The sequence below is a fragment of the Chitinophaga rhizosphaerae genome, from assembly GCF_003958645.1.
In the GTDB taxonomy this organism is placed as follows: Bacteria; Bacteroidota; Bacteroidia; order Chitinophagales; family Chitinophagaceae; genus Chitinophaga; species Chitinophaga rhizosphaerae.
In genome coordinates this window covers 218,375-244,065 of record NZ_RXLO01000005.1, presented here as the reverse complement: position 1 = coordinate 244,065, position 25,691 = coordinate 218,375, and the positions used below count along the sequence as shown (strand labels likewise).

Here is a 25,691-nt window from a genome sequence, read left to right as displayed (position 1 = left end):
TACCGAAACATGGAAAGAAGAAAATTCATCCGCGCCGCGGCGCTCACCACTGCCGGGTTCTACATCTCCCGCGATCTCTTTGCCCGGCCGAAAGGCCCCGTTTACGGGCATAACAACATGCGGTTCACGCTCGACGAAAAGTGGGCAAAGGCCGACGTGTCCCGCTTCCCCGTGAAAGACTGCCACGAAATGGTGCAGGACGCAAAGGGAAGGATCATTTTGCTCACGAACGAGACGAAAAACAACGTCCTCATCTTCAACAAATCCGGGAAACTGCTGCAAAGCTGGGGAACACAATTCCCGGGTGCGCACGGCCTCACGCTGGCGAAGGAAAACGGGGAAGAATTCCTGCTCATCACCGACACGGATCTGCACCAGGTCTACAAAACCACGCTCAACGGGAAAGTGCTGCTGACGATCGATTATCCGAAGGAAAGCGGGAAATACGATAAAAAAGAGGCGTTCGTGCCCACGGAAACCACGGTGGCGGAGAACGGAGATATTTACATCGCAGACGGCTACGGCGCGCAATACATTTCCCGGTTCGACCGCAGCGGCAAGCTGTTGAACATCTTCGGCGGCCGCGGTGAAGGCGACGCCCATCTCGACAATGCCCATGGCATTTGCATCGATCGCCGGAACGGGGCGCCTACCTTACTGGTCACCGACCGCACGCGCAATTGCTTTAAGCGGTTCAGCATGGACGGCCAGCTCATGGAAGTGATTTCCCTGCCCGGCGCCTGCGTTTGCCGGCCTGTTATCAAAGGCGATCATCTGTACGCCGCAGTGCTCCGTTCACCGGAAATGGGCAAGGAAGCCAGCGGTTTCGTGACGATCCTCGACAAAAACAACAAAGTGGTGTCGAACATCGGCGGTACGGAACCGAACTATGCAGACGGCAAGCTCCAGACCATGCAGCAGGCGGAAAAGATCTTCGTGCATCCGCACGACGTGTGTGTGGACAACGACGAGAACCTGTATGTGGCGCAATGGGCGTCCGGAAAAGTATATCCCTATAAACTCAGCAGAGTCTGATGAACCAACAAAGCACAAAATGGCAAAGCATCGGTGGAAGCCTGCTGCTGGCCTGTAACATATTCGTTTTGGTACTGCTCCTGGCGGGCGACCGGCTCGCCGTGCCCTCGTGGCTCCAGGTGGCGGGGCGCATGCATCCGCTGGTATTGCATTTCCCGATCGTGCTCCTGCTGATCGGCGCGGTGCTGCCGTTCGTACCCATGCGCAACCCGGAAGCGGCGGCCTGGAGAAACCAGGTGACCGCGGTGATGTTGCTGCTGGGCGCGCTCAGTGCAGCCGTAACCGTGATGATGGGATTGTTTTTGTCGAGGGAAGAGGGTTATTCGGCCGAAGGGCCGCTGTTCTGGCACAAATGGGGCGGCGCCCTGCTGTTGTGGACGGCTTCCGCCCTTTACTGGTTACGGAATAGTCTGAAGGGTTGGGGGAACCGGGGGATTTCGCTCGGGATGATAGTTTTGCTCATGGTGACGGGGCACTTCGGGGCCGTTGTCACCCACGGCGAAAACTTCGTGCTGGCGCCGGTGACGCCTGCGTTCGTGCGGCCGGCAGTACCCATCGACCAGGCGGAATTGTTCGCACATGTGGTGCAGCCCATCCTGGAAGAAAATTGCATGAGTTGCCATAATCCCGGCAAAGCGAAAGGCGGCCTGTCCATGAAAGATTCCGTGCAAATGATGGCCGGCGGCAAAACCGGCGAGCTGTTCATCTCCGGCGATCCCGCGGCGAGCCTGCTCATGCTGCGCCTGCATCTCCCGGATGCCGACAAAAAACACATGCCGCCTGCCGGTAAACCGCAGTTGACGGAAGCGGAGATCGCCATCCTCCATCACTGGATACAAAACGGTGCGAAGTTCGATGGGAAAGTGAAATCCCTCCCGCCGCAGGATACGCTGTACCAGCTCGCCGCCGCGCGCCTCACGCCTCCCGGCGGCACCGAACAGCTGGATTTGCCCCATGCCGACGAAAAACTCGTCGCCAAACTGAACAACAACTACCGCGTGGTGTACCCCGTGGCGCTCTATGCGGCGCCGCTGGTGGCCAACTGGTATAACCGGGATAAGTTCGAGATCGCGTCGGTGAAGGAACTGCTGCCGCTCAAGGAACAGCTGACGGAAATGCACCTGCAGAAGATGCCCGTTAAAGACGAAGACCTGGCGCTGCTGGCGCAGTTCCGCGAGCTGCGGGTCCTCAACCTCGGGTTCACGCAGATCACCGGTAAAACCCTGGGCGAACTGGCCAAACTGCCACATCTGCAAAAACTTTCCGTGGCGGGAACGCCCGTGGCGGCGCAACAGCTGCTGGCTTTGAAAAAAGCGCCCAAACTGGACAAAATTTTTGCCTGGAACACAGGGATATCATCCACCGATATGCAAAAAATCCAGTCGGCCTTCCCCGGCGTGGAACTGGTGAGCGGATTTATCAGCGAAGGGCAGGAACAACTCAAGCTTAACCAGCCCGAAATCGTCAATACCACCGCTATCTTCAAAAACGACATGCAACTGGTGATGAAACACCGCGTGAAAGGCGTGGAAATCCGGTATACGACAGACGGTTCGGCTCCCGACAGCATCAATTCCCCCGTTTTCAAAGACAGCATCCGCCTCACCGAAAGCACCGTGATCCGCGCCATCGCCTGCAAAAAAGGCTGGAACGTGAGCGATCCCGTGCAATATTCCTTCAGCAAATCCACCTACCGGCCAGATAGCATCACGCTCATCAACCAGCCGGAAGGGCAATACACCGGCAACGGCGCCAAAACGCTCAACGATGCCGAGAAAGGCACTTTCAATTACAGCGACGGCAAGTGGCTCGGCTACGTCAACCACCCGCTGGAGGCAGTGGTCCGGTTCGAAAAGGCGATACCGCTGAAACAGGTATCGTTCAGCACCTTCCGGCACCAGGATGCATATATCTTCCCCCCGGAGCAGATCGAAGTCTGGGGCGGAAAGGATAAAAACAACCTGCGGCTGCTCCGCAAAACATCGTTGCCCGCCGCAAAACAGGGCGATCCTGTGGCGCCGGTTACGTATAACTGCGATTTCCCGGAAGCGGAAGTATCATGTGTGAAGATCGTTATGAGACCGCTGGGCAAGATACCCGTGTGGCATCCCGGCAAGGGCCGCCATGGTTGGGCTTTCATCGATGAATTGATGTTCAACTGATTTTTACGGGCACAACTATCCGGTAAGTAGCGCATGGCCCCGGGCCGTGCGCTACAATAATCCTTCCCGCACCACGAGCACCAGCAGCTCGGCGATGTTTTTCACTTCGAATTTCTGGAGGAGATTTTTACGGTAGGTATCGACCGTAAGCCGGCTCAGCTGTAGCTCGGAAGCGATCACGGGCGTGGTTTTGCCTTCAGACAGCAATTCCAGCATCTGCTTTTCGCGATTGGTGAGCGAGGGCAGCGTGCGTTGCGGATGGGCGGGCGCTTTGGCCAGTACCCTTTTCACATCGCTGCAAAAAACCACGCAACCGGCCTGCGCTTCGCGGATACATTCGATGAGCTCGCCGGTAGCGGCGCTTTTCAACACATACCCGCCGGCCCCGTTGGCGATCATCTGCAATACCACACCCCGTTCCGCCTGGCTGCTCAGCCCCAATACGATCGTTCCGGGCGACAACAGCTTGATTTCCCTGCAAAGCTCGACCCCATTGGCATCCTGCAGGGCGATGTCGAGCAGAACGGTGTCTACTTCGTTGGCAGCGAGGAACTGCATGAAATCCTTCCCGGAATTGAAACTGCGGACGTCTTCAAATCCGCCATGTTCCATCAGCAGCGAGCGCAACCCGTCTGCCAGGATGGGATGATCGTCTACCACCGCCAGTATTTTTCCGTTTTCCGCCATGCGATCAGTTGTTGTTCCTTGAATGTGGAAGGATAAAATTATCGATGTTTGGGCATTTAACAAACAATGGGCGGCAACCGCCTGTAAAGCGGAAAACGCACTTGCGTGCGTTTTCCCTGAAAATGCTGCGTTGCAATTGGCTGGTCTTTCCGTTTATTCCGGTTTGTAAGTCAGGCTCTGATCGTCTGTTCCGCCGGCAGGCACTACCTTGTTCTGCACGTTCGTTTTCACCTTACCGTCGATCTCCACTTTGTAGCTCACCGTTAAAGGAGCGCCCTGGTTGGAGTAATCGAAGTTCAGGGAACCGAAATCGAACGCCTTTACGGTTTCCAGCACGTATGTTTTGGTGCTGCCGAGGAACTGCTGTTCCTTCAGTTCGATCATGTGGGTGTTGCCCTGGGTGGTCCCGTTCATTTTCCATACGGGCGCGCCGTACTGGCTGGCGTCGTGGTTGGCGGCGCCGATCTGGAAATATACGTTGTCGCTGGCTTCCAGCCCCACCACCGAAATGGTGACTTTCATATTCATTTTCCTGGTGCCGGGTGCGGGATCGTCGTCTTTACCACCGCAGCCGGTAGACACAAAAGCAGTCATTGCCAACAAGCACAGCCCGGATAAAATGCGTTTTGTTCTTTTCGTTTCCATTACTTTTTCAGCGTTAAAATGTGAGGAATAACGCAAAGGTAGCCCCGCATCCTACCCCTGTCAATACCGGTAAACAGTGCTTTTCACCCTCCTATTTCCAGGATATGGCTTACTTGGGGAACGGAAAAGCCGGTCCCCGAAAAAGGACCGGCCCAATGGTTAAAATCGCATGTACGGCGGTAATATTCCATTCCTGAAAACCCTATCTTCGGAGGATGAAAATTGCCACTTACAACGTGAACGGCGTGAATGGCCGCCTGCCCGTGCTGCTGCGCTGGCTGGAAGAAAGCCGGCCGGATTATGTGTGCCTCCAGGAGCTGAAGGCCCCCGATGAAAAATTCCCCCTGCAGGCGATCAACGACGCCGGTTACGAAGCCATCTGGCATGGACAGAAAAGCTGGAACGGCGTCGCCATCCTTTCCCGGCATGGTTTGCCGGTGGAAGTGACGCGCATACTGCCTGGCGACCCTGAAGACCTGCATAGCAGATATATTGAGGCGGAAGTGGGCGGCATTACGCTCGGATGCCTTTACCTGCCCAACGGCAACCCTGCGCCGGGCCCCAAGTTCGACTACAAGCTGGGCTGGTTCGAACGGTTCGCCCAGCATACGAAACAGCACATCGATTCGGGGAAACCCGTGGTGCTGGCGGGAGATTATAATGTGATCCCCACAGGCCGCGACGTATATAAACCGGAACGCTGGGTAGACGATGCGCTCTTCCGCCCCGAAACCCGCGCGGCTTATGAAAAAGTGATTTCCCAGGGCTGGACGGACGCGCTGCGCACCCTCTATCCCGACGATACCATTTATACTTTCTGGGATTATTTCCGCGATGCATTCGGCAGAAATGCCGGCCTGCGGATCGATCATTTCCTGCTGAGCCCTTCCATCGCCGGACGGCTGAAAAGCGCGGGAGTCGATAAGAACGTGCGCGGCTGGGAGAAATCCAGCGATCATGCACCCGTGTGGATCGAACTGAAAAGCTAAAAATACTTCTCCATCGTTAAACCGTAATTCATGAACAGGTTCTCCCGTTCCGTGCGGTTGATCTTGTTGTAGTGCATCGCCGCCGTGATCGACAGCCACGACCGCAGTTTGATGGAAAGGGAATTCGTGCTTTTGAGGATGTGATCGTCGATATACCGGAACGATTGCTGGTAGAAATGCGACCCTTCCAGTACCACGATTTTGCTGATGGTGAATTTGTAATACAGCCGCAGGGAATTGCGGAATGTGTGGTACACGTCGGGGATGGTATCTTTCATCAACAGATCATTGTTCTCGAAAAGTATCCCGTTGCTGAGGTTGACGAGCGCCACGGGCCGGCTGACCACATCATACGCCGCGCCCAGGCCGCCCTGGAACTGGTCGTTCACCTTGAGGGAATAACTTTTGAGATAGCTCGTGAGCCCCCAGTAATAGAAACGCCGGTCGGCTCCCTGGTACCAGTTAAAATTGAGCGAAGCCGTAAAATCGCTGTTGGTCTTCGACGCATCCTGGCGGCCGTAAATATAACCCGCATCCGCGTTCAGCACCATTTTCCGCTTACTGATCTTGAACGCCAGCCAGTTGTTCAGCAGGAACGATTTTGCGTCCTGCGTCCGGTTGACCGACCCGGTGGAGGCATATTTGACAAAATAATGCGTAGAATCAGAAAATTGCGCGCCGGCCTGCAAAGCCAGCCACATCATCCAGAAAATTATCAAGCCCGTCTTTTTCATCTTCCTGCTGCCGCAATTAACGTGCCTGTTGATCGAATTTCGACGCAGCCGCAGGCGGAGGCGCCACTCCCCCGAAAAAGTTCCTGCCCCATACTATCGACCTATTCATTTTTATTATAGTTTGCATCGCGTAACTAGCCAACACTTGCCGATCAACCAAAATTATAATGACAAGGAACTGCTTTTGCTCGTAGCAGAGGGCGACGAGCATGCTTTTGCCCGGTTTTTCCGACAATGGAGCCCGCTTTTGCAGCACTGGATCCATCGCCTCGTCAAAGACGACAACAGCCGGCTGGAAGCGTTGCAGGACGTATTCATCCAGATATGGACGTACCGCGACAAGCTGCCCGAAGTCGCCAACCTTACCGCCTGGCTGAAAACCGTGACCACCCACCAATGCTTCCGGCACCTGGCGCGCCAGAAAGCCTGGTATGCCCAGATGACGTCGCAAACCGCGGAAGCCGCCGGCTACCCTTCTCCCGAGCCCGGGGCAGAGCATCACCTGAATTTCAAGGAGATCCAGGCCGTTATCCAGCAAGCCCTCGCCACCCTCACCCCGCAGCAACGGCAAATTTACCGCCTCAGCCGCGAAGAAGGCCTCAACTCCGACCAGATCGCCCGGAAACTCAACCTGTCCCGCGGTCATGTAAGAAATACCATCAGCGCCGTCCTGGCCCACATCAGGACCTATCTCCTCCAGGCCGGGAAGATCTTCTGGCTGGCCTGGATACTTTTTTAAAAAAAATTCGCTTCCCGGCATTACACCACTGCTTTCTCCCGACTCTTATATACAGACACCTTAAACTGCCATCACCGATGATGAACAAGGAAGACATGGCTTATCTCATCCAGGGGTACATGCAAAACACCCTGAGCGATGCCGAACGGCAAACGTTCATCAACGAAGCGCTGACGGAGGAAAACAGGGAGCTGTACCAGGAAGTGGCCGCGTCGCTGCTGGAAGATTCCCCCGACCTGGCGCCTTTCGATGAAAAGCTGTGGCCCCTGTTCCATCAGGTATTGATCGCCGACAAACCATCATTACAAATAGCATCAAAAACCAACCCGGCCGCTCGCCGGTTACCTTCCATCCGCAAATGGGGCTGGGCGGCGGCAGTAGTCCTGCTCGCCGCTTCCAGCTTCCTGCTGCTGAAGCGTTTCGCGAATGACGGTACGCAAAACCGCAGCCCGTCTGCCATTGCGCAAGATTTCCCGCCCGGCCGGAACGGCGCCGTGCTTACCCTCGCCAACGGACGGAACATCGTGCTCGACAGCCTGGAAAACGGGATGGTGGCGCATCAGAGCGGGGCGGACGTGGTGTTGAAAAACGGGGAACTGGCATACGACAAAACCGCCGCTACGCCCGACGAACCGGAATTCAATACCATGACCACGCCCAAGGGCCGCCAGTACCAGCTCACTTTGCCCGACGGCACGAAGGTCTGGCTCAATTCGGCCAGCTCCATCCGCTTCCCCACGGCGTTCATCGGGAAAGAGCGCCGGGTAGACATCCACGGGGAGGCTTATTTCGAAGTGGCGAAAAACGCGGGGATGCCCTTCCGCGTGCGCGTGGGGGACGATATGGAAATCGAGGTGCTGGGGACGCATTTCAACGTGAATGCGTATGAAAACGAAAATACTTACAGGACAACCTTGCTGGAAGGGCGCGTCAAGGTAACGGCCTTCCCCGACAATTCGTATCGCGGCGCGGCCTCGGGCGTGATAGCCCCCGGGCAGCAGGCGGCGATGTCCCGCAACGCCGGCATTACCGTGCTCAACAATGCCGACATCAATAAAACGATGGCCTGGAAGAACGGGCTGTTCAACTTCGAAGGCGCCACGCTGGAAGAAGTGATGAAGCAACTGGAACGGTGGTACGATATCGAAGTAATATATGAAAATGGTATCCCCGACATCGCGTTCGATGGTAAAATGACGAAGGATATTCCGCTGGCAGGTTTGCTGGTCATGCTGGAAAAGTCGAAAGTACATTTCAGGCTGGAAGGAAGAAAACTGGTGGTATTACCTTAAAAGCAGATCAACGACAATCAGGATAACGGATCAGCCCAAACGAAACCGGAAGTGCTCGAACACTCCCGGCTGATAGTTCGGTTGATCTGAATGGAGCTTCTATTCTCTTTCATTAAACAACCAAAACTTACCTAAAGGTATGACAAAATTCGCTTTTGGGGCGAGTCCCTACCTGCCCGCAGCTACCGAGCGGCCGGCCTGGCGACGCCCTATCACCAAAATCCTGCTGGTTATGAAACTAACCGCTTTTTTGCTCACCGCTGCTCTTTTACAGGTATTTGCCTCCGGGAAGGCGCAAACCGTCTCGATTTCGGGAAAAGACCTCACGCTCCGGCAGGTCTTTTCCACCATTGAAACACAAACCGGGTACGTACTTTTCACGAACCGCGAAATGCTCGAAGGCACCCGCCCCGTTTCCCTGAAAGTGACCGATATGGAGCTGAAAGCCTTGCTGGACGTAATTTTGAAAGACCAGCAGCTCGATTACATCATCCAGGGAAAAACGATCACGCTTTCCGAACGCGCCGGCCGCAGGCGCCAGCAGCGGTACACCATGCCGCCGGGCCTCGCCGCCTTCGCCGCGCCGCCGGTACCGGTGCGGATCACAGGGCCAGACGGCAAGCCCCTCGCAGGCGCCACCATCCAGGTCAAAGGCCTCGGCACTTCCGGCGTCACGAATGCAGACGGAGTGTTCCACCTGGAATTACAGGCCGGTCAAACCATCACCGTCTCCTTCATCGGCTACGAATCCCGCGAGGTGGTTGTGACGGCAGCCCTTCTCACCCGAAGCTTCATTCCCGGCCCAGACGGCAAACCCGCCGGCCTCACGATATCGCTGACCCCCAAAGTGGAATCGCTCGGTGAAACGGTGATCCTGGGGATCTACAACCGGCCGACGGAAAGCTTCACCGGCGCCGTAACCACCATTTCCGGCCAGCAGCTCCGCAGCGTGAACGGCCTCAACGTTTTGCAGGCGCTCAAGGTATTCGACGCCTCCGTTCATATCCCGGAAAACGTACAGTTCGGCTCCGATCCCAACCGGCTGCCCACCATCACCCTCCGCGGCACCAACAACTTCCCCACCCAGGGCGGCAACGCAAATGCACCCGTATCCGGGGCCGATTTCTCGTCGAACTACATGAGCAATCCCAACCAGCCCCTGTTCATCCTCGACGGCTTCGAAGTCAGCATCCAGAAAGTATATGACCTGGACATGAGCCGCATCGCCAGCTTCACGATCCTCAAAGACGCGGCCGCCACTTCCATCTACGGATCCCGCGCCGCCAACGGCGTGATCGTCGTCGAAACCCTGCAGCCCAAACCCGGAAAGCTGCGCCTTTCCTATAGCGGACAGGCACAGGTAACCGCACCCGACCTCTCCGTGTATGACCTCACCAATGCCCGTGAAAAACTGGAAGTAGAAAGGCTCGCAGGCCTCTACAGCCAGGATGCCGACGGCCCGCAGGCCGGCTCCGACGCGTTTTACCGCCAACTGTACGCCAACCGGCTCACCGCGGTGCAAAGGGGCGTAAATACCTACTGGCTGTCGAAACCCGTGCGCACCGGCTTCGGCCAGCGGCACTCCGTTTACCTGGAAGGCGGCGACGCTTTCGTGCGCTACGGCATCGACTTCGGGTACAATAACAACGCCGGCGTTATGAAAAACAGCGGCCGCAACAATTACACCGGCGGCATGAACCTCAGTTACCGGCATAAGGGGCTCCTCATCAAAAACGTGCTGAACGTGGCGTTCAACAAGGCGAAGAACTCGAATTACGGCCCCTTCAGCGATTATACCCGCATGAACCCCTACTGGGCGCCGTACGACGAAAACGGCAACCCCGTCCAGGTAGTGGAACAATATACCATCCAGGGCAGCAAATCCACCCCATACCTCAATCCGCTCTACAACAGCACGCTGCATATCGTTGACGAATCCGCCTACACCAGCATCACCAACCAGACCAACCTGGAGTGGCGCATCAACAGCGATTACCGCCTCCTCGGGAAAATAGCCATCAACAAACAAACCGACCAGGCCGATAAATTCCTGCCGGCGAAGCATAACTCCTTCTACGAGGAGGACGATTTCACCGAAAAAGGCAGCTACTCGCAATCGCACAGCAAATTCTTCTCGTACGACGGGTCTTTGCAACTGGATTATAACAAGGCGTTGGGGAACGGTTACCTCTACAATACGACCGGTGTCAATATCGCGGAAACGAACAGCGATTACGTAGGGATTTACGTGACGGGCTTTCCGAATGAAAGGATGAACGACATCGGCTTCGGGAACGGCTATCCGGACAATTCGAAACCCGATGGCGGCAATTCCGTCACCCGCCGCATTTCCGCGTTCAGCAACTTCAATTATACTTATGACAACCGGTTCCTGGCCGACGTGAGCTTCCGGGCCGACGGGTCGTCGCAGTTCGGCGTCAACAAACGCTTCGCGCCGTTCTGGAGCGCGGGCCTGGGATGGAACATCCACAACGAAAAATTCTTCGCGCAGTCTAACGTCGTGAACAAACTCCGGATCCGCGCTTCCATGGGCTCCACGGGCGACAACCGCTTTCCGCCGTTCATGGGCATCACTTCCTATAAATATTACACCGACCAGAACTACCGCGCCAAAGTAGGCGCCGTGCTCATGGGTTACGGCAACGAGAACCTCGAGTGGCAGCAGACCATCAAGCAAAACCTCGGCGCCGACGTCACCCTGTTCCGCACACGGCTCAATTTCACGGTCAACGTATACCGCGAAAATACCAACGGCCTCATCCTCGACATCAATACGCCGCCTTCGGACGGGGTTACCAGCTACAAGGAGAACGTAGGCAAGCTCCAGAACAACGGCTATGAATTCATGGCTACTTACTTCATCATCAAAAACGAGAAAAAGCAGCAATACTGGAGCTTCTTCATCAACGGCAACCACAACAGGAATTACATCAAAAGCATCTCCAATTCCCTCAAAAAACTGAACGAAACCAACGACAAGAACGACCAGGGCCAGCAAACCAGGCCGCAATACCGCTTCGAGGAAGGACAAAGCACCAACGTGATCTGGGCCGTTCGCTCCAACGGCATCGACCCCGCCAACGGCCGCGAAGTATATATCACGAAAGACGGGGCGCTGACGTATAACTGGGACCCGAAAGACAAGGTGATCGTGGGCGACAACACGCCTGCCATGAACGGGAACTTCGGCACCAACCTCACCCTGCACGGCTTCTCGCTGGGCCTGTATTTCGATTTCCAGTTCGGCGGACAGGCGTATAACCAGACGCTCCAAAGCCGTGTGGAAGGCGCAGACCTGCAATACCAGGTAGACAGGAGGATTTTGCTGGGCCGGTGGACGAAGCCCGGCGACGTTAAGTACTTCCAGCGGCTGATATACGCCACCAACGGCATTTTCGTTCCACCAAGCTACGCTACCTCCCGATTCGTACAGGATAATAACTACCTGAATCTCGGCAGTATTTCGCTCGGCTACCAGGTGCCGGACAAAGTGACGCGCAGGTGGGGCCTCACCAATACCCGCCTGGGTTTCATCGCCAATGAAGTGAAACGCTGGGGCACCATCAAAATGGAACGTGGGCTCGATTATCCCTTCGCCCGCAACTTCACCTTTAACATCACCACTTCCATCAACCAATAAAAAGCCGAAGATGAACTGCAGATATATCCACCGCATACTGATTTTCGCCTTCCTCGCCATGATGGCGGCCGGGTGTAAAAAATGGCTGGACGTAAGTCCGAAAACCCAAATCCGCCAGCGGGAACTGTTCGAGAACGAACAGGGCTTCCAGGACGCGCTGACCGGTGTTTACCTCAAGCTCGGCAACAGCAGCCTGTACGGCCAGCAAATGACCTACGGGCTCTTGGACGTGCTGGCGCAATGTTACACGATCACTTTCGCGGGGTCAGACGCGCACAGCGCCACGTTCAAACAGGCCGGTATTTACAATTACGCCGACGACCGGGTGAAAACGAGGATCGCCGCCATCTGGAGCGAATCTTACGCCTGCATCGCCAACCTCGATAATATCCTCACGCAGATCGACGGGATGAAAAAGCGATTCACCCTCGACAACTTCGACCGGGTGAAAGGCCAGGCCCTGGCGCTCCGGGCCTACATCCATTTCGACCTGCTCCGCCTGTTCGGGACGGCGCCGGTAGTAGATGGCAACAAACCCTCCATTCCCTATGTGACCACCTTCGGCATCGGCGTATACCCGCTGCTGCCGGTAAACGAAGTCATCGCCAATTGCCTCAAAGACCTGGCGGAAGCCCGGCAACTCCTGGGCGGCAACAAGGAAGTGGACATCCTTTACAGCGAAGACCCCACCAGCAATTACATGAACTATTGGGCCGTGAAAGGACTCGAAGCCCGCATCCACCTCTACTCCGGCGATAAAGAGAAAGCCCTCGCCGCCGCCAGGGAGATCATCGATCGGCAGGCCGAACTTTTCCCCTTCGTAGCGCCGGCACAGGCTTCGGCCACCATCAACCGCGACCGCCTGTACGCCACGGAACATCTCTTTACGCTACAGGTCTATAAACTGAAAGATTATGCGGAAGCCTATACCAAATCGGGCTCCGGACTGCCCTTGCTGAGCACTACTTCCTCCAAAACGAGGGCCCTGTTCGAAACCACCAGCGGCGGCAGCTCCGACATCCGTTTCAACTACGCCTTCGTACAGTTCGGCAGCGGATATTCGACCAGCAAATACTGGCAGGAAGCGACGAACGAATACCTGAAGAACATCGTGCCAATGATCAGGATGTCGGAAATGTTTTACATCGCGGCGGAATGCGCCACCAGTACGGAAGAAGGCGTGGGCTACCTCAACACCGTCCGCCACAACCGCGGCCTCGCCATACTGAACATCAACATTACTGCAGACAAACTGAAGGCCGAGATACTCAAGGAGTACAAAAAAGAATGCTATGGCGAAGGCCAGCTGTTCTATTATTTCAAACGCATCAACAATCCCCTGATCGACGGCAGCAGCGCAGACGCTACCAAAGTGTACGTATTGCCCCTGCCCGAAGATGAAGTCGAATTCGGGAAGCGGTTTGAATAAGTAAAAGCATCACCCTTAAATCTTTAATCCATGAAAAGGACTTTTCAATATACCTGTCTCCTCCTCGCAGCCGCATTCTCCCTGGGCGCCTGCGAAAAATCAGGCCTGGTGGAATACTCGCTGCCGGATATGGTTTATTTCTATAAAGACGCCTCGTCCGACGCCAGGGACAGTCTTTCCTATTCTTTCGCCATCAGGAGCGCGACGCTGGAATACGACACGATCCGCATCCCCGTACAAATCATGGGCACCGCCAGGGATTACGACCGGGTGGTGACCTGGGGAACGGTGGACAGTCTTACCACCGCCGTTGCCGGCACCGATTACGAAGTGCTCCCTTCCAAAGTACCCGCTGGTGCTTACACGGCGGAAGTGCCCGTGAAAGTGCTCCGCAACGCGGCCCAGAAAACCACTGAAGTCCGGCTCTGGCTGGAAATCCGGGAGTCGAAGGATTTCAGGCCCGGTATCGAGGATTCCCGCGGCAGCTCCTGGTCGCACCCCGGCGCGGGGCGCCGATTCCTGGTGAAGATCAACGATTTCCTCACCAAGCCGAACAATTGGGACAGTTGGCTGAAATATTTCTTCGGCACCTACAGCCAGGTGAAATACGCGTTCATCATCCAGGCTACCGGCCGGGCGGAATTCCCCTGGGGGTCGGCAAATGGGTTGCCCTACGGCCAGTTCCAGTATTTTCAGACGGTTTGCCGGAATGCGCTCGAAACCTATGAAGCCGAACATGGCACGCTGATGGATGAATTCGGCAACCCCGTCACTTTCTAACATTTGCTAAAAAGATTTAAAACGAACAAGATGCTGACATACATTAAGCACTGCTGCTGTATCGCCATCATAGTGGCTGTGGCAGGGTGTTACAAAGACAAAGGCAACTACGACTACATCGATATCAACCAGGTAGCCATCGCCAGCGACTCCAACAATATCGTAGTGGTGCAGCAGGATACCCTCCGCATCAGGATACAATTGCAGCAATCGATGCCCGACGCAGCAGGGCTCGACTACGAATGGGTACTATATCCCGACAACAGCGCGCCGCAGACCCGCCGCAAACTCGGCACCACCAAAGATCTCAGCGCCATGATCTCCGAAAAACCGGGAAATTACGTGCTCGATTATTTCGTGACAGACAGGAAAACGGGCGTGAGCTTTCAGAAGCGGTTCTCCATCAGCGTGGAAAGCGCGTTCGGGGAAGGATGGATGATCCTGGAAGAAAACGGCGGCACTACCGACCTCAGCCTCGTTACCCGGGGAAAGAAAATTTTCAGGAATATCTACTCCACCAGCAACAAAGGCGAAAAACTGCCCGCCGGCACCAGCCTCGTCAATATCATCCAGTATCGCGGCCAGGAAATCTATCTCCTGTCGCCGGCCGATATGATCCAGGTAGACTACATCGATTTTACGAAGATCATGCGGTTCGACCAGTTCTTCTTTGCGGCGCCAGCCCCCAAACCGGAAGGGCATTATCTATTGGGCGGGTCAGACAAGATTTTGTACAACAACGGGCAGGTGTACGCCGTTTCTACCATACTGCCCCCTCCTTTCACGTTCGGCCTGCCGCTTATCGGCGCTTCGGGAAGCCCGTATTACATGGAACCTTATCCCATCTACTCCGTAAGCAAGGGGAAGATTTTCTATGACCGTAATTCCCAGCGCTTCTACCGGGCAGGCAGTTACGACATCGAGCTGTTCCCTTTCCCTGGCTACAACCCGGCGGTGGATGCCTTTAACATGAACGACATCGGCAAAAAACTGCTGTATGCGGAACACAACGTCACAGACGTCCACAATGTGTTGTTCAAAAACAATAACAACGACTCCCTGTTCGTATACGCCATCGATGCCGGCCTGGAAAACCCCGCCATCGCGAAGTACGATGTCACCGGCGTACCCGGCCTGCTCGGCGCCGACCATTACCGGATGTCCAAAACGCTGACGTACCTCTACTATTCCAACGGGAACAAAGTGTATAAACTCGACATCCTGGCACAGTCTTCCACCCTGTTGTACACCTTCCCGGCCGGCACAAATGTGGCTGACATCAAGATGTATTACAACACCAGCCAATACGACGATCCGGACAATAACCGCCTCCTGGCCGTGGCCACCAACGAAGGCGGACATGGAAAGCTGTACCATTTCCCCATCGCCGTAACCGGCAACTTCGAGGGAAATACCTACAGGACCGTGTTCGACGGGTTCGGCAAAATCAACGGCATTGCTTACAAAAGCGGTAACTAACCCACTATTTATCCCGGTATGATGGCAAAGCCCTCCCGCGCGGGAGGGCCCGCCGTCCTGCCCAAAATCTCCTGTCAAACATGCAAATCAGCAAACCGATCATTATTTCCGCCCTCCTGTTATGCGCCGGCCTCCAGGCCCTCGCGCAAAAACCGCTGGCCATCATCCGCGGCACCGTGGATAAAGCGCGCGCTTCCAAAGTACAGCTCTACCAGGTGGTAGAAGGACAAATGACCGAATATGCCTCCACCAGCCTCGACGCCGGCAAAAACTACGCATTCGCCCTCCCGGAAGTAACAGAAGGATTTTACTACGTGACTGATAATGCCCCCGGCAGAACGTTGCCCGGCCGGCTCTACCTGAAGTCCGGCGACGCGGTGACGTGTAACATCCGCGCCAACGGAACGGAGCTCTCCGGCACATCGCCCGAAAACAGGGTACTGGCCCAATGGCAGCAGATGTACGACCACATAGCCGTTCCGGCGTTCATGTTCTGGAGCGACCGTACGGAATACCCCGCTTTCTTCACCAACCTCACGGCGTTCGTTCCTAAAGCAGCCGCTTTCAAAAAACAGGTCAACACCCCGAACAAGCGGTTCAACGAGCTGTTCAAAATGGTGATCGACAGCGACGTGGAATACGCCGCCATCCAGTTTATCTACACGCCGCGGTCTACCCATCCCACCAAAGACCAGTACCCTGCGTACTACAAAACTATCCTGCAGCCCAAGCAATTCTGCGACACCCGCATCCTCCGGCTGGGCGACGGGCTCGACCGGATGGACCGCTACGTGCTCTACGGCACCATGAACAGTGGTACTGAAATTGCCCGGGAACAACGGCTGGCCTACTCCCTCAACCTCTTCTGCAACGATACGCTGAAAGGGGTTTACCTCGTTCACGGGCTGGAGCGGTACCAGTCGCTGGAAAAGCTGCGCGAAGACGTGGCGCCTTTCAAAAAATACCTGCTCACCGATTCCAGCAAAGCGAAATATCTCCGCCGCGAATCCGCACTGGCCTCCTACGCCAAAGGGGAAAAGGCGTACAACTTCGCCTATCCCGACGTTAACGGCGATACGGTTTCCCTCGCCAGCCTGAAAGGGAAAGTGGTGCTGGTAGACACCTGGGCTACCTGGTGCATGCCCTGCCGCGCCGAAATCCCGCATCTGCAGAAACTGGAAGAAGAATTGAGAAGCAAAGCCATCGCGTTCGTGTCTTTGTCTTGCGACGAAGCCAAAGACGAAGCCAAATGGAAAGCATTCGTGGAGACGGAAAAACTCACCGGCATCCAATTGTACGCAAAGGGATTCAGTGAATTCACGAAATACTATAAAATCAACGCCATCCCCCGTTTCCTGATTTTCGACAAAGAAGGGAAAATCGTGACGGTGGATGCGCCCCGGCCATCGGACCCGGCGCTGAAAACGCTGCTGCTCCAGCTGGCGGAAGGTTGATAACGCATCCGGGAAATGTAAGGAAAGAAGGGCTCGTCCCTTCTTTTTTTTGTTTCGGGGTGTTTGCCGGTTGTTCAGGGCTTTGAAGACGACGTCGCGGTAGCCCTGCCGGTCTCCACGTCTTGCGCGGGTTACAGCCGGCGGATCACCCGGCCCGACGGTACTTGCATGCCCACCTTTGCGAACAGGGGGCTGCAGCAGGGTGTGGTGCATATCGGAAATGTGGTGTGCCGCTTTAACCGGAAGAAAAGCCAGATGTACCGGATGCAGACGGAGAAGTAAGCGGGAGACTGTAGTGGCTTATACTTTTTAATTCCAGTTATCGATCTTGACATCGTCCGGGAAGGGCTGGCCTTCGCCGGTTTCGATCAGGGCTTTCAGGCTCATGAGAAATACGGCCCATTTGGTGCTGCAATGATGCATGAACTCGACGGGTTCTCTCCAGTTCAAATGCTTGAACAGCAGGATCACGTAGTCGCCGTCCTGCTTCAGATCGAACGTGATAGTTGTGCCTATCCATTCTGCCGGGCCGCCGACCACTTCCCATTCCACATGATGCGGCGCATCCAGTTGGGTAACTTTCATATCGAACCCATCGGTACCAAACCGGAAAGCGACGATGTTGCCCACTTTATCGCCTTCGCCTTTGGTGTCGGTCGTCCACCAGGCGGCGAGCTGGCCGCGGGAAGTCAATGCGCGGTAAACTTCGTCGATGGAAGTCGTTTTGATCCCTACTCTGTGCAAGATATTTGCCATGGTAATTTGTTTTTCCCAAAATTACCGCGTCACGGAATCTCCCTTCGGGTGCAAAATGGACAACTTCCAGTGGTGTTTTGGACAGGTTTGTGGTTGTTTCGCCTGGCCCGCGGGAACCTATGACGCAACGATCGGCGACAGGGAAATGAAATCCCCGTTATCATACCCGATGGTTACTGGCAGCGGCGTAGCTGACACGCGGAATCTCGAATGGTCCAGCTGTGTCTGGATAATATTGTCAAAAACGAAAGCCGATGCGGCAACGGGCAATAACCAGTCGAGGAACGAAAAATCTTCCTTCGCTTCGGCCAACGCATAATTGAGCATTTTCAGGCTATCCGGGACGAAATGCCCCAATTCCGGTTGCCAGGTTGGTTCAGTGGCCCATTCCGCATCCTGCGGGTCGTAGGCATCCGCACCCAGCACATGATAAGCATAGATGGTCCTGCGCTGCTCTTCGTCATAAAACTGAACGATGCCTATCCATAACGCCTGCACGGAATCGGGCAGCGGATAAGTTTCTGCCAGTTCGTGCAGCCAATCGGCCATTTCCGCCCGCTCTTCCGTAAAATCGACATTCCGCAATGCGCTCCAATATGCGGCCGGCTTGATCTGTGCATGAAAATCTATCAATGCTTCCCACGATGCGGCGATCCCCTCCCTGTTCCCGAGAATTTCTTCCAGCGCCGTCCAGGATCCTTCGTATGAAAATTCCATAGTATTCATATATGCAGAAAAGTAAGGAATAAAAGTCATCCTCCCAACCGTTCCAACGATTAGTGGGGAAAACCGTCTGTCGCAATTGGCCCGTTAAATGTCGGATTTAGCGCCTGTTTGGCCAGGAATTTATCGTCACCTTTAACCCGTCAACAGTCATCAACAACATACGATCAAATCACTTCCATGCGTAAACTCATCTTACAATCCCACATCAGCCTCGATGGTTTCATCGCCGACCCCGCGGGCAGAACGGACTGGATCCTCCTCGGCGCCGCCCCGGAATACGTTATCAACCTCGCCGACCGGTGCGATACCATTTTGATGGGCCGCATCATGTCGAAAGGGTTCCTGGATTATTGGGAAGCCACGTTCGACAATCCGCCGAACGGCGTGCCGGTGCCCATGGCCGAGCGGATGGTCAAGATGCGGAAAATCATCTTCAGCCGTACGCTGAAAGAAATCAAGGCGCGGAACGTGGAAGTAGCCAATGGCGACCTGGTGACTACTGTCAATACCCTGAAAAGTGGGCCGGGTAAGGAACTCATCGTTTACGGCGGCGCTAATTTCTCCAGTCAGCTCATCGCTGCCGGCCTGGTAGACGAATACCACCTGCTCATCAACCCGGTGGCCCTGGGCAAGGGGCTCCCCATCTTTACGGACAGGAGAACGTTCCAACTCACGGAATCCCTCACTTTCAAAAACGGGGTGATCGCCAATACTTACATCCCCAAATAGGTGTACGATACAATTCACGAAAGCCGCGGGGCCTTCCGGCCCGCACGGCCTTCGTGCGTTAACACCTTGATAATGAAATAAAAATATCGTTACATTCGTTAACGTAGCGATAACGTTACCCATCCCCCCCATTCTAAATTTATTCCAAATCACTGCCTAATTTTGACACATGAAACTCCTGGTGATCGAAGATGAAGCGGAACTCGCGGCCAGCATTGCCGGCTACCTCACGGATTATACCTGTGAAACCGCCGCTACTTTCACCCAGGCTTTGGAGAAAATCGAAATGTTTACCTACGACTGCATCCTGCTCGACCTCACCCTGCCCGGCGGCGACGGCCTCCGTTTGCTGGACTTGCTGAAAAAAGAGAAACGGAACGACGGTATCATCATCATTTCCGCGCGGAACGCCATGGAAGACAAGATTACCGGTCTTACCAACGGTGCCGACGATTACATCGCCAAACCTTTCCATTTACCGGAGCTCGCCGCCCGCGTGTATTCCGTCATCCGGCGGAAGCAGTTTTCCAGCGCCAATGTGGTGGAACAGCACGAAGTGAAGATCGATCTGCTGTCTAAAAAAGTGTTCGTGGAAGGGACTGAAGTACCCCTCACCAAAAAGGAGCTCGATCTGCTGCTGTATTTCATCGGCAACAAGAACAAAGTAATTTCGAAAGGCGCCCTGGCGGAGCATCTTTCCGGAGACATGGCCGATATGCTCGACAGTCACGCTTTCGTATACGCCCATATCAAAAACCTCAAGCGCAAGCTCACCGAAGCCGGCTATGGGAATTATCTTAAAAACGTGTACGGAACGGGCTATAAATGGGAAATATGAAAAAACTGCTCGACAGGAACCTGAAGGCTTTTCTACTCTACGCCCTGGTGGTGTTCCTGGCGAGCGTGCCGGCTTATTTCCTCATCGTGGACTTCATCTGGCGCACCGAACTGCACGAACACAACGAGATCGTGGCGCAGCGTGCCAAAGAGAATTTCCAGCGGCTCTCGGGCGATACGGCCGCGCTCAATGCCAGCATCGACGCCTGGAACCGCATCCAGCCGGAAACGGACATCGTGCCAGTGAATGCCATGGACGAAGACAGCGTGTACACCGTATACCGCTATTCCAGCATCTCCGGCCACGAGGAGCTCGACCGCTTCCATGGGCTTATCAGCTATTTCACGGCCGGCGGACAGGCCTACAAAATGACCGTCGAAACCAACATCGAGGAATCGTACGAAACGATCGCGGCGATCACGGCGGTGACGGCATTGTTCTTCCTGTTGTTGCTGGCCGGGTTCCTGCTGCTTAATAAAAAGTTGTCGAAAAGACTGTGGGCGCCGTTCCATGAAACCGTTGGCAAACTGAAAGCATACGACCTGAAAAGCCAGTCACAGATCCCCTTGCCGCAGACCGACATCATCGAGTTCGAATCTTTGCACGCGGGCATCCGCAAGCTGATCAGCGGCAACATCGCGGCGTACCGCGAGCAGAAAGAATTTACGGAAAACGCGTCGCACGAGTTGCAGACGCCCCTGGCGATCGTGCAATCGAAACTCGACCTGTTTTTACAGACGGAGGGCTTGACGGAGGAACAGTCCGGCATCATCGAAGCAGCGAACCATTCACTGTCACGCGTGTCGCGCATTAACCGCAACCTCGTGCTGCTGGCCAAGATCGAAAACGGGCAATTCGCTTCGGAGGAAACGGTGGAACTCACGGGCGCCGTGAAGGAATTGACGGAAGTAATGGAAGATTTTTTAACGGAAAAGCAGATCCGCCTGGAGCTGGATGCGCCCGGTGCCTGTAAGGTAAACGGCAACGCAGCGCTCGTTGAGATACTACTCACGAACCTGCTCATGAACGCGATCCGGCATACGCCCGCAGGCGGTGAAATGCGGATCGTCATCAACAACGGATCGGTCAGCATCGCCAATTCCGGCACTTCGCCCCTTCCGGAAGACAAACTGTTCAAACGGTTCTCATCCGCAGCGGCCCATACCACCGGCACGGGCCTCGGCCTGGCCATCGTGCGGCAGATCTGTCAGCTGTACGGATGGCAGGTGGGATACGGGTTCCGGGACGGCATGCATCAATTTACCGTCGGGTTCAACCGCGGAAAGGAAGAATAATATCACTACCATATGTTCAACATCATTTTCAGATGGAAGTTGGCAGCGATGCTCCTGTTGTCGGGCACCTGCTTTGCCCAGGAAATCAAACAGCCGCTCCCTTACGACAGCCTGTACCGCACGCGGCCCATTAACTTTCGCCGGGAACTTTTCATACCCGGCTCACTCATCCTGGCGGGCATTGCGGCCAACGGGAACGGGCCGGAAGGGTTTAAAAAGGAACTGGTGGAAGAGCGGAACGAACATATGTCTGCCTTTCATACCCATGTCGACAATTATCTGCAATACGCGCCCATCGCCATCGTATACGGGCTGGATGCGGCGGGCATCCCCTCGCGGACGGACATCCGGAACCGCACCGCCATCCTCATCAAAGGCGAAGCGATGATGTTCACCACCGTGAGCCTGCTGAAAAATACCACACACCAGCTCCGGCCAGACGGCACCACCTACAACTCGTTCCCTTCCGGTCATACGGCGCAGGCCTTCGCCGCTGCCACTTTCCTGTCTGAAGAATACAAGCACCGCTTCCCCTGGATGCCATATGCCGCCTACGGCGTGGCTTCGGCGGTAGGCGGGCTCCGCATCGCCAATAACCGCCACTACGTCAGCGATGTACTGGTAGGCGCCGGGCTCGGGATCCTGTCCATGAAAGTGGCGTACTGGACGCACCAGTACAAATGGAACAAAAAGCACAAAGCCGCAGCCGGACCGTTCTAATTTTCTTCCAATTCGGGTGCGAGCTTTACAGGAAAAAAAATGCGGAGTTTCCTGTTTTTCGCCCTGCTGATCATATCCGTTCCAACTTTCTCCCAATCCGTAACGATCTCCGGGCAAGCGCGAGACGCATCCCGGAAAACGCCGCTGGCTTTCGTAACCCTTACGCTACACCGGGCGACGGATAGCAGCCTGGTAGCGGGAACGGTGAGCGGGGACGACGGGCGGTTCTCCATCCCGGCACCCACAACCGGTAAGTTCAACCCTTCCGCGTCGCTGAACTGCCGCAAAAGCCGGGTGAACCTCTTCTTCCAGGGAGATAGCCTTCACACTCATACGCTCAACAAAATTGAATTTACGGACAGGTTGTATGCGGCCGGATACACCATCCGCCAGCAACTGAAACGCAACCGCAGAACGAACGTCACCTCCGGAAAAGCCGGCGCAGACTGGTTCGTGGACGACCACAATACACTCACGGTTTCCGGGCTCTACAGCCGCGAAAAAATCCTCGACAACGGCGATCAGCCTTTTTTCGACAACCCGCTGAAGAACCGGCACCACCTCTGGCCACAGACCTGGCCGGAACGCTCCGCATCAAACGGAAAGTGGATGGAGACGGCTTCCATTATACCAGTACCGATTATTACGAAACGCAGGTGATCCGCGCCGGGTACGCCTGGAAATTTTAAACTTCTTGGACATGTTCTTTTCGCGCCAGAAAAACTATCGACTGATGACCGGGTTCGCGGTCATGTTCCTGGGCCTTTCCACGCTGCTGCGGCTCATTTTGCTGATCATTTCCCTGAAAAGCGCCGACCTGACGTTCCTGGCGCTGCTGCGCATTTTCGGATTCGGGCTGTTGTTCGATGTGGGAGTCGCCGCATTCTTCCTGCTGCCGTACGCCGCTTACCTGCTGCTGCTGCCGGCCCGGTGGAGCGACAGTTTATTCAACCGCATGGTGACGCCGGTATTTTTCTTCATCGGCACACTAACCCTCATGTTCTCCTTCTTCGCCGAGTTCACATTCTGGCTGGAGTTCGAAAGCCGGTTCAATTTCATTGCGGTAGATTACCTGGTGTACACCTACGAAGTGGTCCAGAACATCAACGAATCCTATCCCCTGCCGGTCCTCATCGGGTGCATGCTGGCCGTGACGGGCATCATCACCTGGGCATTCGCTTACGCAGGGATTTTCAGGTCTGCATACCGGGGCACAACGCCCTTCCTGCAGCGGGCGGGTGTTTTCGCCGGATTATTGGCCGTGGCCGGGATCTACGGATTTTTCATCGGCAACAGCCTCCCCGAGCGCGGGCACAACCGTTACCAGGACGAGCTGGCGAAAGCGGGGATTTACTCTTTCTTTTCTGCGTTCAAAAACAACGAGCTGAACTACGAGCATTTCTATCAACTCATCGGTGTAAGGGACGCCTTTTCCATGGTGCGTACCAGCCTCCAGGAACCGAACAGCCAGTATCTGCACAACGGCACTTCGATCTGGCGGCACATCCGCCACGATGGCCCTGAAGCGCATCCCAACGTGATCCTGGTAACGATCGAAAGCCTGAGCGCGGATTTCCTCGGGCGATTCGGCAACAAACTGGGCCTTACACCCGTGCTGGATTCCCTCGCCCGGAAAAACCTTGTGTTCGACCAGATGTACGCCACCGGTACGCGGACGGTACGCGGGATGGAAGCGTTGTCGCTCGCCGTTCCACCCACACCCGGCAACAGCATCGTTCGCCGGCCGGGAAACGGGGACCTTTCCACCGTGGGGGCCATCTTCCGCACAAAAGGCTACGCCACCAGCTTCCTGTACGGGGGCGACGGTTTCTTCGATAACATGAACGCATTCTTCGGCAGCAACGGCTACAACATCGTGGACAAAGGCCGCAACCTGCTACTGGGCGACCGTTTCACCGCCAGCCGGAACCAAATCCCCGACAGCCTCATCCATTTCCGGAACGCCTGGGGTATCTGCGACGAAGACCTTTACGCCGCCGTTATCCGCGACGCCGGACAACAATACCGCAACGGCAAACCGTTCTTCGACTTCGTGATGACCACTTCCAACCACCGCCCGTTCACTTATCCGGACGGGAAAATCGGCTACCCTTCCGGTTCCGGCCGCGAAGGTGCCGTGCAATACACCGACTACGCTATCGGGCAATTCCTCAAAGCCGCGCAAAAAGAGCCCTGGTTCGCCAATACGGTCATCATTTTCGTGGCAGACCATTGCGCCAGCAGCGCCGGGAAGAACGAAATCGACGTCGCCAAATACCATATACCCGCCATCATTTGCCACCTGCCGGATGCGCGGCCCGATTCTATTTCGCAACGTTGCTCCCAGATCGACCTCTTCCCCACACTTTTCGGCCTTCTGCACTGGAATTACGACAGCAACCTTTACGGGCTCGATGTTAGGCAGCCCGGTTACCGCCCGCGGGCATTCCTCGGCACTTACCAGAAGCTGGCGTACCTGCAAAACGACAGTATGGTGATCCTGTCCCCCCAACAACGGGTGGAAACGATGCAATACTCCGCCGCCAGCGACAGCCAGGCTCCCGTAAAAGCCGATGACCGGACCGTTATGGAAGCGATCGCATATTACCAGACGGCATATTATTTGTTCAAACATGGCGGGCTGCAGGCGAAAAAGTGACAGCCCGTCGTTTCCCAACGAAACAAGTCCTTGCCGCTTCGTCGAAGGCGGAAGCGGACCAATGGAAAGAACGGTTGCAGGCTACGGGCGGAACGAATTACGGCAATGACGGACAGGTAGGGAGTTTTGGCCATTACTGTTTCTCCGCCCAGACATATCCCCTCCGGGTCTGGAATTCCATGTTTTCGTTCGGCCGCCGCTCGATGGCATCGATGACGCGGACCCCCGTTTCCTGGAGCAACTGAACGATATCGTCCGTTTTGAAGAAGTACAGATCGATGTCGATTTCCTTGTCGTGCGCCTTGTCGAAATGCCTGATTTCCTCCCCCACATGAAAGGAAAACAAAAAATCACCGCCCTTTTTCAATACCCGGCTGATTTCCCCGAAACACTGCCTGACCTCCCCGAGCGAAAAATGAACGATCGCGTAGAACGCCAGCACACTGCCCAGGTGCCCCGGCGGGAATGCGATATGCAACAAATCGCCGGTCTCGAAACGGATTTTCGGGGATAATTTCCGCGCTACTTCGACCATGGCCGGCGCCAGATCGATCCCTACGATGTTTTCCAGGCCATTGTCGTGCAGGAACCGCGTGGTTTGGCCCGGCCCGCAGCCGAAGTCCGCACATAATCCTTCATCTTTGTTCGCCCTGGCGAATTCTTTCAGCAGCAGGCGGTCGACGTGCTTTCCCGAAAGCTCGTCCCACCGTTCCACTGCATAATCTCCGGCAACGAGATTGTAACATTCCAGGATTTTTTCCGGTGAATTCATGATTGGGTGTTTTGTTTCCGGTAATGAACGGAAGGGTTGACGATCGTAGTATCCTGAAATTAAGCCGTATTTATCAGGTTGCGGGATTAAATTTACCTTTGCTGTTGAAT

At 55.4% G+C, this 25,691-nt stretch carries 23 protein-coding genes; 17 read left to right on the top strand and 6 right to left on the bottom strand.

From position 1 onward, the window contains the following. The first annotated feature begins 9 nt into the window (after window positions 1–9). Both EJ361_RS14000 and EJ361_RS13995 read left to right on the top strand, forming a co-directional pair. A complete protein-coding gene (locus EJ361_RS14000) occupies window positions 10–1,035 on the top strand; it encodes an NHL repeat-containing protein (protein ID WP_126246255.1) in 1,026 nt (341 codons plus the stop codon). Then, window positions 1,035–3,197, top strand: coding sequence for a chitobiase/beta-hexosaminidase C-terminal domain-containing protein (locus EJ361_RS13995; RefSeq protein ID WP_126246254.1), 2,163 nt, complete (start codon window positions 1,035–1,037; stop codon window positions 3,195–3,197). The genes EJ361_RS14000 and EJ361_RS13995 overlap by 1 nt, the downstream gene beginning before the upstream one ends. A 51-nt stretch (window positions 3,198–3,248) precedes the next feature. Here EJ361_RS13995 and EJ361_RS13990 read toward each other — a convergent pair whose 3' ends face one another. Together EJ361_RS13990 and EJ361_RS13985 are read right to left on the bottom strand one after the other, a co-directional pair. Beyond that, the gene (locus tag EJ361_RS13990; protein ID WP_126246253.1) at window positions 3,249–3,884 is read right to left on the bottom strand and encodes a response regulator; all 636 of its coding nucleotides are present in this window, start codon (window positions 3,882–3,884) and stop codon (window positions 3,249–3,251) included. A gap of 153 nt (window positions 3,885–4,037) precedes the next feature. After that, on the bottom strand, window positions 4,038–4,487 hold the full coding sequence (locus EJ361_RS13985; protein ID WP_126246252.1) for a hypothetical protein: 450 nt from the start codon (window positions 4,485–4,487) through the stop codon (window positions 4,038–4,040). A gap of 257 nt (window positions 4,488–4,744) precedes the next feature. Between EJ361_RS13985 and xth the strand changes: the two genes are divergently transcribed. After that, entirely contained in the window at window positions 4,745–5,518 is a 774-nt protein-coding gene (gene xth, locus EJ361_RS13980) for an exodeoxyribonuclease III (RefSeq protein WP_126246251.1), read from the top strand. Here xth and EJ361_RS13975 read toward each other — a convergent pair. After that, window positions 5,515–6,252, bottom strand: coding sequence for a DUF481 domain-containing protein (locus tag EJ361_RS13975; protein ID WP_240646633.1), 738 nt, complete (start codon window positions 6,250–6,252; stop codon window positions 5,515–5,517). The genes xth and EJ361_RS13975 overlap by 4 nt on opposite strands. Window positions 6,253–6,397: 145 nt before the next feature. Between EJ361_RS13975 and EJ361_RS13970 the strand changes: the two genes are divergently transcribed. From EJ361_RS13970 to EJ361_RS13935, 8 genes are all read left to right on the top strand, one after another. Continuing rightward, window positions 6,398–6,991 carry an RNA polymerase sigma factor gene (locus EJ361_RS13970; protein ID WP_164714234.1) on the top strand — a complete coding sequence of 198 codons (594 nt, stop codon included), beginning with the start codon at window positions 6,398–6,400 and terminating at the stop codon, window positions 6,989–6,991. Window positions 6,992–7,068: 77 nt separating this feature from the next. Further along, window positions 7,069–8,283, top strand: a complete 1,215-nt coding sequence (locus EJ361_RS13965; RefSeq protein ID WP_126246249.1) for a FecR family protein — start codon at window positions 7,069–7,071, stop codon at window positions 8,281–8,283. A gap of 232 nt (window positions 8,284–8,515) precedes the next feature. Next, window positions 8,516–11,944 carry a SusC/RagA family TonB-linked outer membrane protein gene (locus tag EJ361_RS13960; protein ID WP_164714233.1) on the top strand — a complete coding sequence of 1,143 codons (3,429 nt, stop codon included), beginning with the start codon at window positions 8,516–8,518 and terminating at the stop codon, window positions 11,942–11,944. Between the two features lie 10 nt (window positions 11,945–11,954). Then, window positions 11,955–13,373: a RagB/SusD family nutrient uptake outer membrane protein gene (locus EJ361_RS13955; RefSeq protein WP_126246247.1), complete on the top strand. Its 1,419-nt coding sequence runs from the start codon at window positions 11,955–11,957 to the stop codon at window positions 13,371–13,373. Window positions 13,374–13,403: 30 nt separating this feature from the next. After that, window positions 13,404–14,153: a DUF4843 domain-containing protein gene (locus tag EJ361_RS13950; protein WP_126246246.1), complete on the top strand. Its 750-nt coding sequence runs from the start codon at window positions 13,404–13,406 to the stop codon at window positions 14,151–14,153. Window positions 14,154–14,183: 30 nt separating this feature from the next. Next, window positions 14,184–15,632 (top strand): PKD-like family lipoprotein, encoded by a 1,449-nt coding sequence (locus tag EJ361_RS13945; protein WP_126246245.1) that lies wholly within the window; start codon window positions 14,184–14,186, stop codon window positions 15,630–15,632. Window positions 15,633–15,712: 80 nt separating this feature from the next. Beyond that, window positions 15,713–17,086, top strand: coding sequence for a TlpA family protein disulfide reductase (locus EJ361_RS25890; protein ID WP_126246244.1), 1,374 nt, complete (start codon window positions 15,713–15,715; stop codon window positions 17,084–17,086). A 63-nt stretch (window positions 17,087–17,149) separates the two neighbouring features. Further along, window positions 17,150–17,368, top strand: a complete 219-nt coding sequence (locus EJ361_RS13935; RefSeq protein WP_126246243.1) for a hypothetical protein — start codon at window positions 17,150–17,152, stop codon at window positions 17,366–17,368. A gap of 27 nt (window positions 17,369–17,395) precedes the next feature. Here the strand turns inward: EJ361_RS13935 and EJ361_RS13930 are convergent, their stop codons facing one another. Further along, on the bottom strand, window positions 17,396–17,842 hold the full coding sequence (locus tag EJ361_RS13930) for an SRPBCC family protein (RefSeq protein ID WP_126246242.1): 447 nt from the start codon (window positions 17,840–17,842) through the stop codon (window positions 17,396–17,398). 117 nt (window positions 17,843–17,959) lie between these two features. Next, complete coding sequence (locus tag EJ361_RS13925; RefSeq protein WP_126246241.1) at window positions 17,960–18,559, bottom strand: hypothetical protein; 600 nt, start codon at window positions 18,557–18,559, stop codon at window positions 17,960–17,962. Window positions 18,560–18,745: 186 nt separating this feature from the next. Here EJ361_RS13925 and EJ361_RS13920 point away from each other — a divergent pair, with 186 nt between their 5' ends. The 6 genes from EJ361_RS13920 (at window position 18,746) to EJ361_RS13895 (ending at window position 24,809) form a co-directional block, all read left to right on the top strand. Next, entirely contained in the window at window positions 18,746–19,297 is a 552-nt protein-coding gene (locus EJ361_RS13920; RefSeq protein ID WP_126246240.1) for a dihydrofolate reductase family protein, read from the top strand. A 169-nt stretch (window positions 19,298–19,466) separates the two neighbouring features. After that, the gene (locus EJ361_RS13915; protein WP_126246239.1) at window positions 19,467–20,135 is read left to right on the top strand and encodes a response regulator transcription factor; all 669 of its coding nucleotides are present in this window, start codon (window positions 19,467–19,469) and stop codon (window positions 20,133–20,135) included. After that, the gene (locus tag EJ361_RS13910; RefSeq protein WP_164714232.1) at window positions 20,132–21,430 is read left to right on the top strand and encodes a sensor histidine kinase; all 1,299 of its coding nucleotides are present in this window, start codon (window positions 20,132–20,134) and stop codon (window positions 21,428–21,430) included. Before EJ361_RS13915 ends, EJ361_RS13910 begins: the two co-directional genes overlap by 4 nt. A 12-nt stretch (window positions 21,431–21,442) precedes the next feature. Beyond that, window positions 21,443–22,150 carry a phosphatase PAP2 family protein gene (locus tag EJ361_RS13905; protein WP_126246237.1) on the top strand — a complete coding sequence of 236 codons (708 nt, stop codon included), beginning with the start codon at window positions 21,443–21,445 and terminating at the stop codon, window positions 22,148–22,150. 39 nt (window positions 22,151–22,189) lie between these two features. After that, window positions 22,190–22,810 carry a carboxypeptidase-like regulatory domain-containing protein gene (locus EJ361_RS13900; protein ID WP_126246236.1) on the top strand — a complete coding sequence of 207 codons (621 nt, stop codon included), beginning with the start codon at window positions 22,190–22,192 and terminating at the stop codon, window positions 22,808–22,810. A gap of 40 nt (window positions 22,811–22,850) precedes the next feature. Further along, a complete protein-coding gene (locus tag EJ361_RS13895; RefSeq protein ID WP_126246235.1) occupies window positions 22,851–24,809 on the top strand; it encodes an LTA synthase family protein in 1,959 nt (652 codons plus the stop codon). Window positions 24,810–24,942: 133 nt separating this feature from the next. Here the strand turns inward: EJ361_RS13895 and EJ361_RS13890 are convergent, their stop codons facing one another. After that, window positions 24,943–25,581: a class I SAM-dependent methyltransferase gene (locus EJ361_RS13890; protein WP_164714231.1), complete on the bottom strand. Its 639-nt coding sequence runs from the start codon at window positions 25,579–25,581 to the stop codon at window positions 24,943–24,945. Between the last annotated feature and the right edge of the window lie 110 nt (window positions 25,582–25,691).